The sequence below is a fragment of the Pseudomonas entomophila genome, assembly GCF_013523125.1.
Classification (GTDB): Bacteria; Pseudomonadota; Gammaproteobacteria; order Pseudomonadales; family Pseudomonadaceae; genus Aquipseudomonas; species Aquipseudomonas entomophila_B.
This window is the reverse complement of the sequence record NZ_JAAMQJ010000025.1, coordinates 19,914-33,254: the sequence shown is the minus strand read 5'-3', so window position 1 is coordinate 33,254 and position 13,341 is coordinate 19,914. Positions and strand designations below refer to the sequence as shown.

At 65.7% G+C, this 13,341-nt stretch carries 12 protein-coding genes; 6 read left to right on the top strand and 6 right to left on the bottom strand.

The annotated features are described in order from the left end of the window. Nucleotides 1-307 precede the first annotated feature (307 nt). Complete coding sequence (locus G7007_RS13960) at nt 308-637, bottom strand: hypothetical protein (protein ID WP_258198579.1); 330 nt, start codon at nt 635-637, stop codon at nt 308-310. Between the two features lie 262 nt (nt 638-899). On the opposite strand from G7007_RS13960, the gene G7007_RS13955 reads away from it, so the two are divergent. The 3 genes from G7007_RS13955 to G7007_RS13945 all read left to right on the top strand — a co-directional run bounded on the left by G7007_RS13955 (nt 900) and on the right by G7007_RS13945 (nt 4,153). Further along, nucleotides 900-2,198 carry a serine/threonine protein kinase gene (locus G7007_RS13955; protein ID WP_181102574.1) on the top strand — a complete coding sequence of 433 codons (1,299 nt, stop codon included), beginning with the start codon at nt 900-902 and terminating at the stop codon, nt 2,196-2,198. Next, entirely contained in the window at nt 2,191-3,006 is an 816-nt protein-coding gene (locus G7007_RS13950; RefSeq protein WP_308852300.1) for an MlaA family lipoprotein, read from the top strand. The genes G7007_RS13955 and G7007_RS13950 overlap by 8 nt, the downstream gene beginning before the upstream one ends. Nucleotides 3,007-3,154: 148 nt before the next feature. After that, complete coding sequence (locus G7007_RS13945) at nt 3,155-4,153, top strand: NADP-dependent oxidoreductase (protein WP_181102572.1); 999 nt, start codon at nt 3,155-3,157, stop codon at nt 4,151-4,153. Between the two features lie 319 nt (nt 4,154-4,472). On the opposite strand, the gene G7007_RS13940 is transcribed toward G7007_RS13945, so the two are convergent. The 3 genes from G7007_RS13940 to G7007_RS13930 are packed head-to-tail and all read right to left on the bottom strand — an operon-like array spanning nt 4,473 to nt 6,011. Then, nucleotides 4,473-4,961 (bottom strand): DUF421 domain-containing protein, encoded by a 489-nt coding sequence (locus G7007_RS13940; RefSeq protein ID WP_181102571.1) that lies wholly within the window; start codon nt 4,959-4,961, stop codon nt 4,473-4,475. A 9-nt stretch (nt 4,962-4,970) separates the two neighbouring features. Beyond that, nucleotides 4,971-5,480 (bottom strand): hypothetical protein, encoded by a 510-nt coding sequence (locus tag G7007_RS13935; protein ID WP_308852299.1) that lies wholly within the window; start codon nt 5,478-5,480, stop codon nt 4,971-4,973. Between the two features lie 24 nt (nt 5,481-5,504). Next, nucleotides 5,505-6,011: a CinA family protein gene (locus tag G7007_RS13930; RefSeq protein WP_181102569.1), complete on the bottom strand. Its 507-nt coding sequence runs from the start codon at nt 6,009-6,011 to the stop codon at nt 5,505-5,507. A gap of 301 nt (nt 6,012-6,312) precedes the next feature. Between G7007_RS13930 and G7007_RS13925 the strand changes: the two genes are divergently transcribed. Together G7007_RS13925 and G7007_RS13920 are read left to right on the top strand one after the other, a co-directional pair. Further along, nucleotides 6,313-7,491 carry a GGDEF domain-containing protein gene (locus G7007_RS13925; RefSeq protein ID WP_181102568.1) on the top strand — a complete coding sequence of 393 codons (1,179 nt, stop codon included), beginning with the start codon at nt 6,313-6,315 and terminating at the stop codon, nt 7,489-7,491. 107 nt (nt 7,492-7,598) lie between these two features. Beyond that, entirely contained in the window at nt 7,599-9,953 is a 2,355-nt protein-coding gene (locus tag G7007_RS13920) for an FdhF/YdeP family oxidoreductase (RefSeq protein ID WP_181102567.1), read from the top strand. Between the two features lie 176 nt (nt 9,954-10,129). Here the strand turns inward: G7007_RS13920 and G7007_RS13915 are convergent, their stop codons facing one another. Beyond that, entirely contained in the window at nt 10,130-11,320 is a 1,191-nt protein-coding gene (locus tag G7007_RS13915) for an MFS transporter (RefSeq protein ID WP_181102566.1), read from the bottom strand. 110 nt (nt 11,321-11,430) lie between these two features. Between G7007_RS13915 and G7007_RS13910 the strand changes: the two genes are divergently transcribed. Further along, nucleotides 11,431-12,399 (top strand): LysR family transcriptional regulator, encoded by a 969-nt coding sequence (locus G7007_RS13910; RefSeq protein WP_181102565.1) that lies wholly within the window; start codon nt 11,431-11,433, stop codon nt 12,397-12,399. Here the strand turns inward: G7007_RS13910 and G7007_RS13905 are convergent. Next, a complete protein-coding gene (locus G7007_RS13905) occupies nt 12,373-13,260 on the bottom strand; it encodes a LysR family transcriptional regulator (RefSeq protein WP_181102564.1) in 888 nt (295 codons plus the stop codon). The genes G7007_RS13910 and G7007_RS13905 overlap by 27 nt on opposite strands. Nucleotides 13,261-13,341 lie beyond the last annotated feature (81 nt).

Here is a 13,341-nt window from a genome sequence, read left to right as displayed (position 1 = left end):
GCCGGGCGCCGGACCGGCCGTGATTGGGCCTGCAGGGCCAGGCCTTTCAACGTCTTTACCTAACACGATGTGGACCACATTGCTGATTTGGCAGAACGGTTCACCCTCTGTGTGGGAGCGGGCTTGCCCGCGATGCAGGCGTTGATGGACCGGACGCTATCGCGGGCAAGCCCACACACAGGAGGGCTGCGCGTGCCTGTATCGTGCTGGTGAATCTATGGGTGCAATAAATGACCCTAGCTTGAGGCCTTTTCCAAAGACGTTGAAAGGCATGGCCTGCAGGGCCAAGGCCATTCATCGAGCACGCTTACCCCCGCCGTACCCCCCGCAACGCCCCCAACACGATCGCGAACACCGCCAGACTGGCGGTATACAGCACCATCGCCGGGAGGCCCACCAGTACGGCGGCCAAGCCTACCCCTCTGCCCACTCCACTGCGCAACACCTGCGCCAACAGCGCCAGCCCAAGCGCCGTCCAGGCGAGCACCTGGTGGTGGATCATCCAGCCCAGCCCAGCGCGCACGTCGCAGGGCCAAGGCCCCTCGCCACTTGCGCAGCGACCCACCCAGTGGCCCTCCTCCATGAGGCCATAGCGCACGGCATAACTGCCGATCAGGCACGCGACCAGTGTCGCCATGATGCCTATCCCTCTTGGCCAGTGCTGCATACGAACTCCTGTTCGAGGGTTCAGGCCGATCTCGATGTGACTGAAAGCCGGCAACTGACCGATTGCGTCATTCGACGCGGTGAATGCGGTTTTACCCCATTGCCCGGGCTTGTCGCCCGATCGTTAGCACGGCACTATTTCGCGCAGATAAATAGGCCGTGGTCGGCAACTTTGCCGAGGCAATCATAGTCTTAGCCTGCATATCGCACCACTGCCGTCCCTGGGGGAACTCATGCTTCGATCCTTACGCCTTGCAGCCTTGCTGGGCGGCCTGTTCCTGAGCGCGGTCGCCACGGCGCGGGACATCGACGCCGCCACCTACGGCTATCCGTTGACCAACCCCTTCGAGGCGACCATCGCCACCACGCCGCCCGACCAGCGTCCGACGCTGCCGCACGACGAGGACATCGACCAGGACGACTATAGCCTCACTCTGCGCCCCGAGCGTGCCTTCACCCTGCCGGACAACTTCTGGCCAGTGAAGAAACTGACCTACCGCCTGGCTCGCCAGGACCACAAGGCGCCGCTGATCTTCATCATCGCCGGCACCGGTGCGCCCTACTCCAGCAGCATCAACGAGTACCTCAAGAAGCTGTTCTACCAGGCCGGCTACCACGTGGTGCAACTGTCCTCGCCGACCAGCTGGGACTTCATGAGCGCCGCCTCGCGCTCGGCCACTCCCGGCATCAGCCAGGAAGACGCCGAAGACATGTACCGGGTCATGCAGTCGGTACGGGCTCAGCATCCGCGCCTGCCGGTGAGCGAATTCTACCTGACCGGCTACAGCCTGGGCGCGCTCGACGCGGCGTTCGTCAGCCACCTGGACGAGACGCGTCGCAGCTTCAACTTCAAGCGCGTGCTGCTGCTCAACCCGCCGGTCAACCTGCAGACCTCGGTGTCCAACCTGGACAAGCTGGTGCAGACCAGCGTGAAAGGCATCGACAGCCGCACCAACTTCTATGAGCTGATGCTGCACAAGCTGACGATGTATTTCCGCCAGAAAGGCTACGTCGACCTGAACGAAGCCCTGCTGTACGACTTCCAGCAGTCGCGTCAGCACCTGTCCAACGAGCAGATGGCGATGCTGATCGGCACCTCGTTCCGTTTCTCGGCCGCCGACATCGCCTTCACCTCCGACCTGATCAACCGCCGCGGGCTGATCACGCCGCCCAAGTACCCGATCACCGAGGGCAGCAGCCTGACGCCGTTCTTCAAGCGCGCGCTGCAGTGCGACTTCGAATGCTACCTCACCGAGCAGGTGATCCCCATGTGGCGTGCCCGTAGCGATGGCGGCAGCCTGCTGCAGCTGGTCGACCAGGTCAGCCTCTATGCCCTGCGCGACTACCTGAGCCAGAGCCCGAAGATCGCCGTGATGCACAATGCCGACGACGTCATTCTCGGCCCCGGCGACATCGGCTTCCTGCGCCAGGTCTTCGGCGACCGCTTGACGCTCTACCCCCATGGCGGCCATTGCGGCAACCTCAACTACCGCGTCAACAGCGACGCCATGCTGGAGTTCTTCCGTGGTTAATCGACTGCTGCTCGTCACGGCCCTGCTGGCCGCTGCCCCCGTCATGGCCCAGGAGACCGCGCCACGCACCAGCGTGCTCGAGGCCGATGTGTTCGATACCCATGGCGCACAGAGCGATGGTTTCACCAACCCGCTGCAGGCCCTGAAATTTAATCCCGGCCTGGACCAGCGCGAGTTCGAACGCTCGACCTTCGATGCGCTGAACGTGCCGGACCCGCTCGAGTCGTTCAACCGCCGCGTGTATCACTTCAACTACCGGTTCGACCAATGGGTGTTCCTGCCGGTGATCGACGGCTACAAACGCGTCACGCCCAGCTTCGTGCGTACCGGGGTGAGCAACTTCTTCAATAACCTGGGCGACGTACCCAACCTGTTCAACAGCGTGCTGCAGCTCAAGGGCGAACGCGCCGGGCAGATCACCGCGCGCCTGCTGTTCAACACCGTGATCGGCGTGGGCGGTCTGTGGGATCCGGCGACGCACATGGGCCTGCCACGCCAGAGCGAAGACTTCGGTCAGACCCTGGGCTTCTACGGCGTGCCTGAAGGCCCTTACATCATGCTGCCGATCCTCGGCCCGTCGAACCTGCGCGACACTGCCGGCCTGGTGGTGGACTACGCCGGCGAGCAATCGGTGAACTACCTGGGCATCCCTCGGTCCACCACGGACCACCCGGAGCTGTTCGCCCTGCGCGTCGTGGACCGCCGCTACACCACCAGTTTCCGTTACGGCCAGATGAACTCGCCGTTCGAGTACGAGAAGGTGCGTTACGTCTACACCCAGGCGCGCAAGCTGCAGATCGCTGAATAAGAGGGGGGTTGGGAGCTACAAGCTACAAGCTACAAGCGGTGCAGCATGGGCCTCTGTGCGCTGTCACCGCCTCCACGTTCGGCTTGTAGCTTGCAACTAGCCACTTGCAGCTTCCCCGCCTCCCCTCCCTCTCTCCAAAGGAGTCCCCATGACCGCCAGCAACCGCCGTTTCCTGCTCGCCAAGCGTCCGCAAGGCGAGGTACGCCGAGACGATTTCACGTTCGAGACGGTGACCGTCGCCGAGCCGGACGAGGGCCAGGTCGTGGTCAGGAACCTGTACCTGTCGCTCGACCCAGCCATGCGCGGCTGGATGAACGAAGGCAAGTCCTACGTACCACCGGTGGGCCTGGGCGAAGTCATGCGCGCCCTGGGCGTTGGCGAAGTCACGGCCTCGCGCCATCCCGACGTCAAGGTCGGCGACACGGTCAGTGGTGTGCTGGGCATGCAGGACTACTACGTTGGCGACGCCAAGGGCCTGCAACCCATCGATCCATCGCTGGCGCCGCTGCCGCGTTACCTGTCGGCACTGGGCATGACCGGCATGACCGCCTACTTCGCATTGCTCGAGGTCGGTCAGCCCAAGGCGGGCGACACCGTGGTGATCTCCGGCGCGGCCGGCGCCGTCGGCAGCATCGCCGGGCAGATCGCCAAGCTCAAGGGCTGCCGGGTGATCGGCATCGCCGGGGGTCAGGAGAAAGGCGCCTACCTCAAGACCCTGGGCTTCGATGGCGTGATCGACTACAAGGCCGAAGACGTCAAGGCCGGGCTGGAGCGTGAATGCCCCAAGGGTGTCGACGTGTACTTCGACAACGTCGGCGGCGACATCCTCGATGCCGTGCTGGCCCGGCTCAACTTCAAGGCCCGTGTGGTGATCTGTGGGGCGATCAGCCAGTACAACAGCCAAGACGGTGTCAAGGGCCCGGCCAACTACCTGGCGCTGCTGGTCAATCGCGCGCGCATGGAAGGGTTCATCGTCACCGACCACCTCAGCGAGTACCCCAAGGCGGCGCGCGAGATGGCCGGCTGGCTGGACAGCGGCGAGGTCAAGAGCAAGGAGCACGTCGTCGAGGGTCTGGAGACCTTCCCTGATACATTGCAGAAGCTGTTCAAGGGCGAGAACTTTGGCAAGCTGGTGTTGAAGGTCTAAAAGGTCACCGACTGCAGGGCCGCGGTGATCCTGTCGCGCGGCGGGGCTGGTTTTACGGCCCCTGCGGGGCCGATCGCGGCACAGGGGCCGCTCCCACATGGACCGCGATTGCCTGTAATGCCACGATGGGTGTAGGAGCGGCCCCTGCGCCGCGATTGGGCCTGAAAGGCCCACCTTTGGCACTTGGCAGAAGCCATAGAATCTCCCACATGGACCGCGATTGCCTGTAATGCCGCGATGGGTGTAGGAGCGGCCCCTGCGCCGCGATCGGCCCCGCAGGGGCCGTAAAGTCCGGTTCCCCCTTCAGCCTGTCCGCACGTCAGCCGCCGTCCGTCCCTGCCTGACGGCCTTCGCCCTCAGCCGCATCGTCCCGCGTGATCACCGAAATCTTGCCATTGCGCTCGACGATCGCGTACTTGATGCGCTCCACGCGCTCCACCCCTTGATTGGCCCGTGCCGACTCCAGGATGTCATCCTCGGTCAGCCGGCACCGGCGCATGCGCTCTCGCAGAAAGCGCCCGTCCTCGACCACCACCGTGGCATGCCCGTCCAGCAGGCGCGCAGCGCGGGTCGATCGCACCTTGATCAACGACAAGCCGACATCGAGCACGATCAGCGTGCTGATCACCAGCACGGCGTTGGTGAAGGAAAAGTCATCCCCCAACAACGCTTGCTGGGTGGCCTCGCCGATGATCAGCAGCAGCACGAAATCGAAGGTGGTCAGGTCCGACAGCGAGCGTCGGCCCGCGACCCGGAACAGCACCATCAGGGCGAGGTACATCGCCCCGGCACGCAGCACGGCATCCATGGTCGTTCCTCAGGGATAGACGAAGGTGGCGAAACGCACTGCGCTGCCCGATCCGACCCGGGCCTTGCCGACGATCGAGCCGACGCTGTCGTTACGCAGGCTCAGGTAGAGCCGGGCCACGCCGTCGGCGTCGGTCTTCAGGTGCAGCAGCAGCGCACGCCCCTGGCTGACCGAGGCCGTCGGCTGCGGCTGCATCGATTCCACGGTCAGGTCACGGAACATCGGGCCATCGAGCAGCAGCTTGACCTCGGCGTCCGGTGCGCCCTTGACACGGAGGTTGACGTGCTCGGCTGCGCCATTGCGGCTGAATCGCGCGTATTCGACCTCGACACGGCCATCGGTACTGGTGACCGTGCGGTGGCTGACCGGGCCATTGCCGAACACGCCTGCCAATGCCGCGATCACCACCGCCAGCAGCACATACCAGCCGACACGCTCGAACAGCCATACCCGGCGCTGCATGGGGACGTCCTCCCGGATCGGGAATTCCCTGGACACCTCGTCCTGCTCCATAGCCATGACTCTTCTACTCCGGCGCGACCCTCAGGCCCGTTCGCCCTGCAACCAACGTTGATGAAAATGAATCAATTGAACCAGACCATGGACGGCCGCCTGGTGCAGCACCGCCTGACGCTCACCAAAGAACCGTTCGGTACGGCTGAAAAGGGCCGGCGCGCCTCGATCGGCGAACCCCCAGGCAAAGCACACCGTGCCTGGCGCAATATCACCTTGGGGTTCCGGCCCCGCGACGCCCGTGGTGGCGATCGCCACGCTGGCCGGGCTGTCCCGCAAAGCCCCTGCCACCATCTCCCGGGCGACCTCCTCGCTGGTCAGGCCGCAGCGCTCGATCGTCTGCGCCCGTACGCCCAGCAAGCGCTGCTTGGCCTCGGGGGAGTACACCACGTAGCCGCTTTCCAGCACGCAGCCGGTGCCAGGTTTCTCGGACAACAGCGCCACGATCCGGCCAGCCGTACACGACTCGGCCGTGGTCAGTACCAGTTCATGACACTTGAGGTAGTTGAGCACCCGCTCGATGGGGTCGACACCCATGACCTGTCCCTCGATCTGTATGTCTGCCAATAGACGCCGAGGCCCGGTCAATGGTTCAGGTGAGGCACGCCAGGGCAATGCTTCAGGTGTACTTCGGGCAGCGAAAGGTGAACGAAGACTCATGAAGGACCGTCGCCGAGCACCTCAGCGGCAGGCGCCGACCCTGGGTGTCACCTGCAGTTCGTCGCTTGTTGCCCATGGAAGGCCGTGCTTCTGCACGGCTTATCGCCTGCCGCTTGCAGCTTGCCACCCGGCCCTTACAATCACCGTGATATCACGCCCACCTGCAGGCTTGCCATCCATGGCGCTCGACCCCATCACCATGCTCACCTTGACCATCGCCCTGGCCGCCGCCGCTTCCCTGTACCTGGCCGTCGAGTGGGGCAGCGTGCGCGAGCAGTCGTTGCTGTACTGGAGCGCCGGGTTCGCCACCATCAGCGTGGGCTGCACCTTGTCGCTGCTGCGCAGCCAGGGCCTGCTGGTGGTCGGTATCTGGTTCGCCAACGGCCTGCTGATCACGGCGCACTGGCTGTTCCTGCTGGGGGTGTCGCGCTTTACCGAAGCACGCGTGTCACGGGCCTGGTACCTGATCTTCGTCTGCTGGCTGGCCATGCTGGCACTGCCACCGGAACCGTACTGGTCCAAGGTCATGACGGTGGTCAACGCCTCGCTGGTGGCGCTGCTGTCGCTGCGCGCCAGCTTCCTGCTGCGCCCCCATGGCCGTTCTCTGAGCGTAGGGGCCGTGCAGTTGCGTCACGTGCTGTTCTTCCATGGCGCCTTCTACGTCGCCAAGGCGGTCATCGCGGTCCTGCCCGGCACCCTGCTCGACCTGGCGGCCCTGCGCGGCGAGATCATCCAGGTGTCGCTGGTCGAGGGAGCAATGGCGATCATGCTGATCGCCCTGTCGATGACCGGCACCGAGCGCCACCGCCGGGAAAAGCGCATCGCCCGCCTGGCCGCGCGCGACCCGCTGACCGCGCTCTATAACCGGCGTGCCCTGGAAGTCCGTGCGCCTCGGTTGCTCGAGGCGGTGTCGGCGGCGTGCCCTGGTGGGCTGCTGTTGATCGACATCGATCACTTCAAGCAGGTCAACGACCTGCACGGCCACGCTGCCGGCGATCAGTTGCTGGTAATGTTGAGCGAGCTGATCCGTTCGGTGCCGCCTTACGGCGCCCTGTCGGCACGCCTGGGCGGCGACGAGTTCGTGATCCTGCTCGCCGACACCTGCGCCGAGGCGCTGCGCACTGTCGGCGAAACCTTGCGCGCGCGCTTCCACGCCGCTGCCGCCCTGGCCTTCGAGACGCCTGACGCGGTGACCCTGAGCATCGGCGCCAGCCTGTTCGACACCCCGGGTGCCAGCCTCACGGACGTGATCGAGCGCGTCGACAGGGCCCTGTACGCCGCCAAGCGCGCAGGCCGCGACAGCGTACGCCTGATCGACCAGACCGCCACCGTGGGGGTGCTGCTTCAGGTCGACTGACACGCAGAGCGCCCGCCGCTCGACAGGCCGGCAGAACCTTTCTTCCCACGGCTCACTCGTACGCTTTAGGCACACGACACGTCAGTCTTTGAAGGGAGCACCCTGCCATGCGGCTCATCCACCCCGCTGCCCGCTATCGCCCTTACACCTCTGCATCCGGCGGCTGGGGTTCGGCCCATTCGGTGATGAACATCCTCTGGCGCGAACAGGCCTTGCGCAAGGGCCCCATGGCGTTGCTCAAGCAGAACAAGCCCAAGGGCTTCGCCTGCGTCAGCTGCGCCTGGGCCAAGCCAGGCGACCCGCATGCGCTGGAATTTTGCGAGAACGGTGCCAAGGCCACGGCCTGGGAGCTGACCGCCCTGCGCACCGAGCCCTCCTTCTTCGAGCGCCATACGCTGACCGAGCTGCGCGGCTGGACCGACTATGCGCTCGAGCAGCATGGACGCCTGACCCACCCGATGCATTACGATGCGGCCAGCGACCGCTATCTGCCCACCTCCTGGGAGGAGGCCTATGCGCGAATCGGCGCCACCCTGAAGACGCTGCACCCTGACGAGACCGTGTTCTACGCCTCGGGGCGCGCCTCGCTGGAAACCTCTTTCATGTACCAGCTGCTGGCCCGGGCCTATGGCACCAACAACCTGCCAGACAGCTCGAACATGTGCCATGAAAGCACCTCGGTCGGGCTGCAGGAAAGCATCGGTGTACCCGTGGGCACGGTCACACTGGAGGACTTCGAGCACACCGACTGCCTGTTCTTCTTCGGCCAGAACGTCGGCAGCAACAGCCCACGCATGCTTCACCCGCTGCAGGAAGCCCGCAAGCGCCATGTCCCGATCATCACCTTCAATCCGTTGCGCGAGCGGGGGCTGGAGCGTTTCGTCAATCCGCAGTCTCCGAGCGAGATGCTCGGGCCTCAGTCCACGGTGATCAGCACCCAGTACCACCAGGTGGCCGTCGGCGGTGACACGGCGGCCGTCATGGGCATCGCCAAGGCGCTGTTGGAGATGGACCGCCAGGCCATGGCCCAGGGGCATGCCCCCGTGATCGACCGGGCCTTCATCGAGACCCATACCGAAGGGTTCGACGCCTTCCTGGCGAGCATCGATCGCCACAGCTGGGAGGCGCTCGAGCAGCGCAGCGGCCTGAGCCGCGGCGCGCTGGAAGCCGCCGCCACGGTCTACGCCCGCAGCGAGCGGGTGATGATCGTCTACGGCATGGGCATGACCCAGCACCGCCATGGCGTGGAGAACGTGCAGATGCTGGTGAACCTGCTGTTGCTGCGCGGCAACATCGGCAAGCGCGGCGCCGGTATCTGCCCGGTGCGCGGGCATTCCAACGTGCAGGGCCAGCGCACCGTCGGCATCACCGAAGACCCGGCCAAGGTGCCGGTGGAGAAGATCGAGTCGCTGTTCGGGTTCAAGGTGCCCGAGCACAAGGGCATGGCGACCGTGGATGCCTGCGAAGGCATCGTCGCCGGACGGGTCAAGGCGTTCATCGGCCTGGGCGGCAACTTCCTGCGTGCCATTCCCGATACCGATCGCATGGAACCGGCCTGGGCCGGCCTGAAGCTGAACGTGCAGGTGGCGACCAAGCTCAACCGTACCCACCTGGTGCCGGGTGCCGATGCCTGGCTGCTGCCTTGCTTGGGTCGCATCGAGATCGACCGCCAGGACGGCCATGAGCAGGCCTACAGCACCGAGGACAGCACCGGTTGCATCCGCGGCTGGCGGGGCACGGCCGAGCCGGCCAGCGAGCACCTGCGCTCGGAAGTGGCCATCGTCGCCGGCCTGGCCCAGGCCATGCTCGAGGGACGCACGCAGATCCCGTGGGAGGCCTGGCGCCAGGACTATGCGCTGATCCGCCAGGCCATCGGTCAGGTCTACCCCGAGATCTTTCACGACATGGAAGCCCGGATGTGGGAACGCGGCGGCTTCCATCGACCGCTCCCGGCCACCCGCCGTGAATGGGCCACGCCCTCGGGCAAGGCACAATTCAAGGTGCCGAACGGGCTGGACGAGAACCCCGACATGCCCGTCGATGGCAGCCGCCGCGACGTGGTGCAGCTGATGACGCTGCGCAGCAACGACCAGTTCAACACCACCGTCTACGGCTACGAGGACCGCTTCCGGGGTGTCAGTGGTACTCGCAGCGTGATCTTCCTCAACCGCAACGACATCGTGCGCCTGGGCTTCGCCGCCGGAGACTGGGTGCGCGCGCGCACGGCCGTCGATGTCCAGGTGCGCCGTGAAGTCGGGCCGCTGCAGATCATCGCCTACGACATCCCCGAAGGCTGCGCTGGCGCCTACTACCCGGAGGCCAACCCGCTGATCCCGCTGTGGCACTATGCCGAGCGCAGCAAGGTGCCGGCCGCCAAGTCCGTGCCGATCACCCTGCACCCGGCAGAGCCGCAGCGAAGCGATCTGGACCATGCGGTCCCGGAGAAGGACCAGGTGATCTAGGATTGCCTGCCACCTCCAGTCCTTCAGGGTCTTGGGAGCCCACCCGGCGCAGTGGTACAGGCAATCACGATCCGTGTGGGAGCGGCCCCCGTGCCGCGATTGGGCCCGCAGGGCCCACAAATACTGAAATTATTCCTTTTGAAATCAACAAGAGATCTCGCGCCTTATGAAAGCGGTCAACGGCGCTTGAGCATTCCCAAGGTCAGCAGGATGGCCAGCAGCGCGATCGCCGTGGCGATCAGCCCCAGGTGATCCAGCCCGAAGGTAGTGATGCCGGCGCCCCCGAGGATCGCGCCCAGGCCGATCCCGGCATTGGCTGCGGAGATGTTCAGGGTCGCGGCCAACGCCTGGGCCTTGCCCCCAGCCTGCATGACGCGCACCTGGCAAATCGGGAACAGCGCCGTGTAGGCCACGCCCCAGGCGATCAACGCGACGACCAACCAGAGTCCGTGACGAGCGGCGGGTACGGCGGCCAGCATGCCGACGGCCAGCACCACCAGAAATAGCAGCATCGCCCCCAGCGGACTGCGGTCAACCAGGTAGCCACCCAGCTGGTTGCCGACCATGCCGACCGCCCCGAAGCCCATCAGCCACCACCCCACCTGCCCTGCCGGCACCCCGGCCAGTTGCTCCAGGGTGTCGGCCAGGTAGGTGTAGGCGGTGAACATGGCGGTGAAGGTGAGCACCGACAGCAACACGTGGGCGAGGAAGCGTGGCTCACGCAGGATCACCGTCTGCCGCTCACCCTCGGCAGCCGCTGGGGCACCTGGCAGCGACGGCATGACCCGGTGCATCAGCAGGGCAATGGCCAGGCACACCCCGGCCAGTAGCCAGAAACTGCCGCGCCAGCCGACGGTATCGGCCGCCACGGTTCCCAGGGGCACGCCGAACACCAGGGCAGCCGAGATGCCCAGATACACCCGCGACACGGCCTTGCCTGCGTTGCCGGGACCGGCTAGCTGGCTGGCCGTTTCGCTGGCCGTGCCCCAGAACACCGGCAGGCCGAGCGCCGGAATGAATCGGGCCAGTGCCAGCACCCAGACGTTCGGGGCCACCGCTGCCAGGGCATTGGCGGCGGCGAACACCAGCAGGATGCAGGTGAACAGCCGCTTGCGCTCGACCCGCGCCAGACGCGCCGTGAGCCAGGGCCCACAGAGCATGACGGTGAAGGCGAACAGCGTGACGGTCTGGCCGGCCAGGGCCACCGAGATGCCCAGGTCGCGGGCCAGGGCCGGCAGCAGGCCGAGGATCAGGAATTCGGTGGTGACAATGATGAAGGCCGCGACGGCCATGATCAGGATCGGCACGCCTGAACGGGTGGACGCCGGGGCAGACGATGCTGCCTCGAAGGTGGATACGGACGACATGACACTTGACTCCAAACGATTTGCCGTCAGGCTATTGGAGAATCCATGGAGGATCTCGGGTAAAAGATCCTGATTATCCGGATATGAATTCCTCAATTGGAGTATCACTGATGCAAGGGTCCGAACGGCTCAAGGGCCTGGATGTGTTCGTCGCCGTGGCCGACCTGGGCGGTTTCACCGCCGCATCCGATCGCCTGAACCTCACCAGCTCAGCCGTGGGCAAGAGCATCGCCCGGCTCGAAGAACGCCTGGGTGTGCGCCTGTTTCAACGCACCACACGGCGCCTGACCCTGACCGAGGCCGGGGCGGCGTTCTACCGGACGTGTGCGTCGGTGCTGGCGGAACTGGAAGAGGCCGAAACGGCCCTGGTCACCCATGACCATGAGCCGCAGGGACGCATACGAATCGACCTGCCGGCGTCCTATGGGCGCCTGCATGTGTTGCCGCTGATCCTGGAATTCGTGCGTCAGCATCCGCGCCTGCAACCGCATGTCTCGTTTTCCGATCACTTCGTCGACCCGGCGCACGAGGGCATCGACATCGTCGTGCGCATTGGCGGCTCGGATGCCTGGTCCGCGGCATTGGGGCACCGCTATTTCGGCGCGCAACGCCTGGTGTTCTGCGCCTCGCCCGCCTACCTGGCGGCGCACGGCCTACCGCAATCGGTCAGCGATCTGGACCATCACCACTGCGTGGGCTACGCCCATGGCGATGGCCAGGTTAGCCCATGGTTCTTCAAGGGTCGCCAGGCGGGCGACCAGGAGCGCCGGGTGGTGCAGACACGCATCGCGGTGGGCGATGGCGAGGGCGAAGTCGCCGCCGTGCTCGCCGGCCACGGCATCGGACAACTGCCTACCTGGCTGGTGCAGCGACATCTGGACACGGGTGCGCTGGTGGAGGTGCTGCCTGCCCTGGCGACCGACGGCCTGCCGATGAACCTGGTCTGGCTCAAGAGCCGCGAGAACCTGCCCAAGGTGCGGGCCCTGCTGGATTACCTGGCCGAACGGCTGGTGCCGTTCGGCAGCCTGGAACCCACGTCGCCGGCCACCCCTTCAGGCGTTGCCGGTGGTGTGAGGTGAAGGCGGTGTTTCCAGCCCTTCGAGCCGTCCCGCCGCCTGGGCGAGGATGCTGACGATCTCTTCGCGGACTCGCCGGACCCGAGCGATGGCGCTGTCGGCATGACCGACCAGCCAGAGCGTCTCGCACATGGGCAAGGTGGTCGGCAGGCGCTGCAGCCCCTGCGCCAGAAAGCACGGCAGGATCCCGACCCCAAGGCCTGCGCTGATCGCTGCACGCTGACTGTGCAGGTGCGTGGTGCGCACATCCGGCTGGCGCCCGGTTAAGGCTTCCAGCCACCCCATGGCCGGTAGCTGCACATCCCCGCTCCAGCCGATCAGCCGCACGCGTGACAGGTCCGTGTCCGTGCCAGGCGCGGCGTACAGGCCGTACACCTGGGTGCCTACCCGCTGGCGTGTCAGCGCGCCGTGCTCCGGTTTGACCAGACGCAGGGCCAGATCGGCCTCTCCTCGCGCGATGCCGATGGACGCTACGCCGGTCAGGCACTCCAGTTGCAGCGCGGGGTACTGAGTCAGCAAGGGCTGCAAGGCGGGCATCAGTACGTGGTCGAGCAAGGTCTGGGGCGCGGCCAGGCGTACGCTGCCAGCGACGGCTTCAACCGACGCGCCATGGGCGGTGAAGCGTGCGATGGCCGCTTCCACCCCTTCCGCCTCACCCATCAGCCGCTGGGCATCGTCCGTGGGCAGGTAGCCGCTGGCGTGCCGCACGAACAGCGTGGTACCCAGGGCACTTTCCAGCGCGCCAATGCGCCGGCCCACGGTCTGGATGCCCACGTTCAGATGGCGCGCCGCGCCGCTCAGGCCGCCGTGGCGCATGACGGCAGCGAAGTACCGCAGGTCGTTCCAGTTCAGGGGGGTGTTCATCGTTGGAAAACCGTCTTCCCGCTTTCGTCATGGGTGTCGAAGTGAAGCGCGGGGGATGATAGGCCACCCGCCCAACGAGGA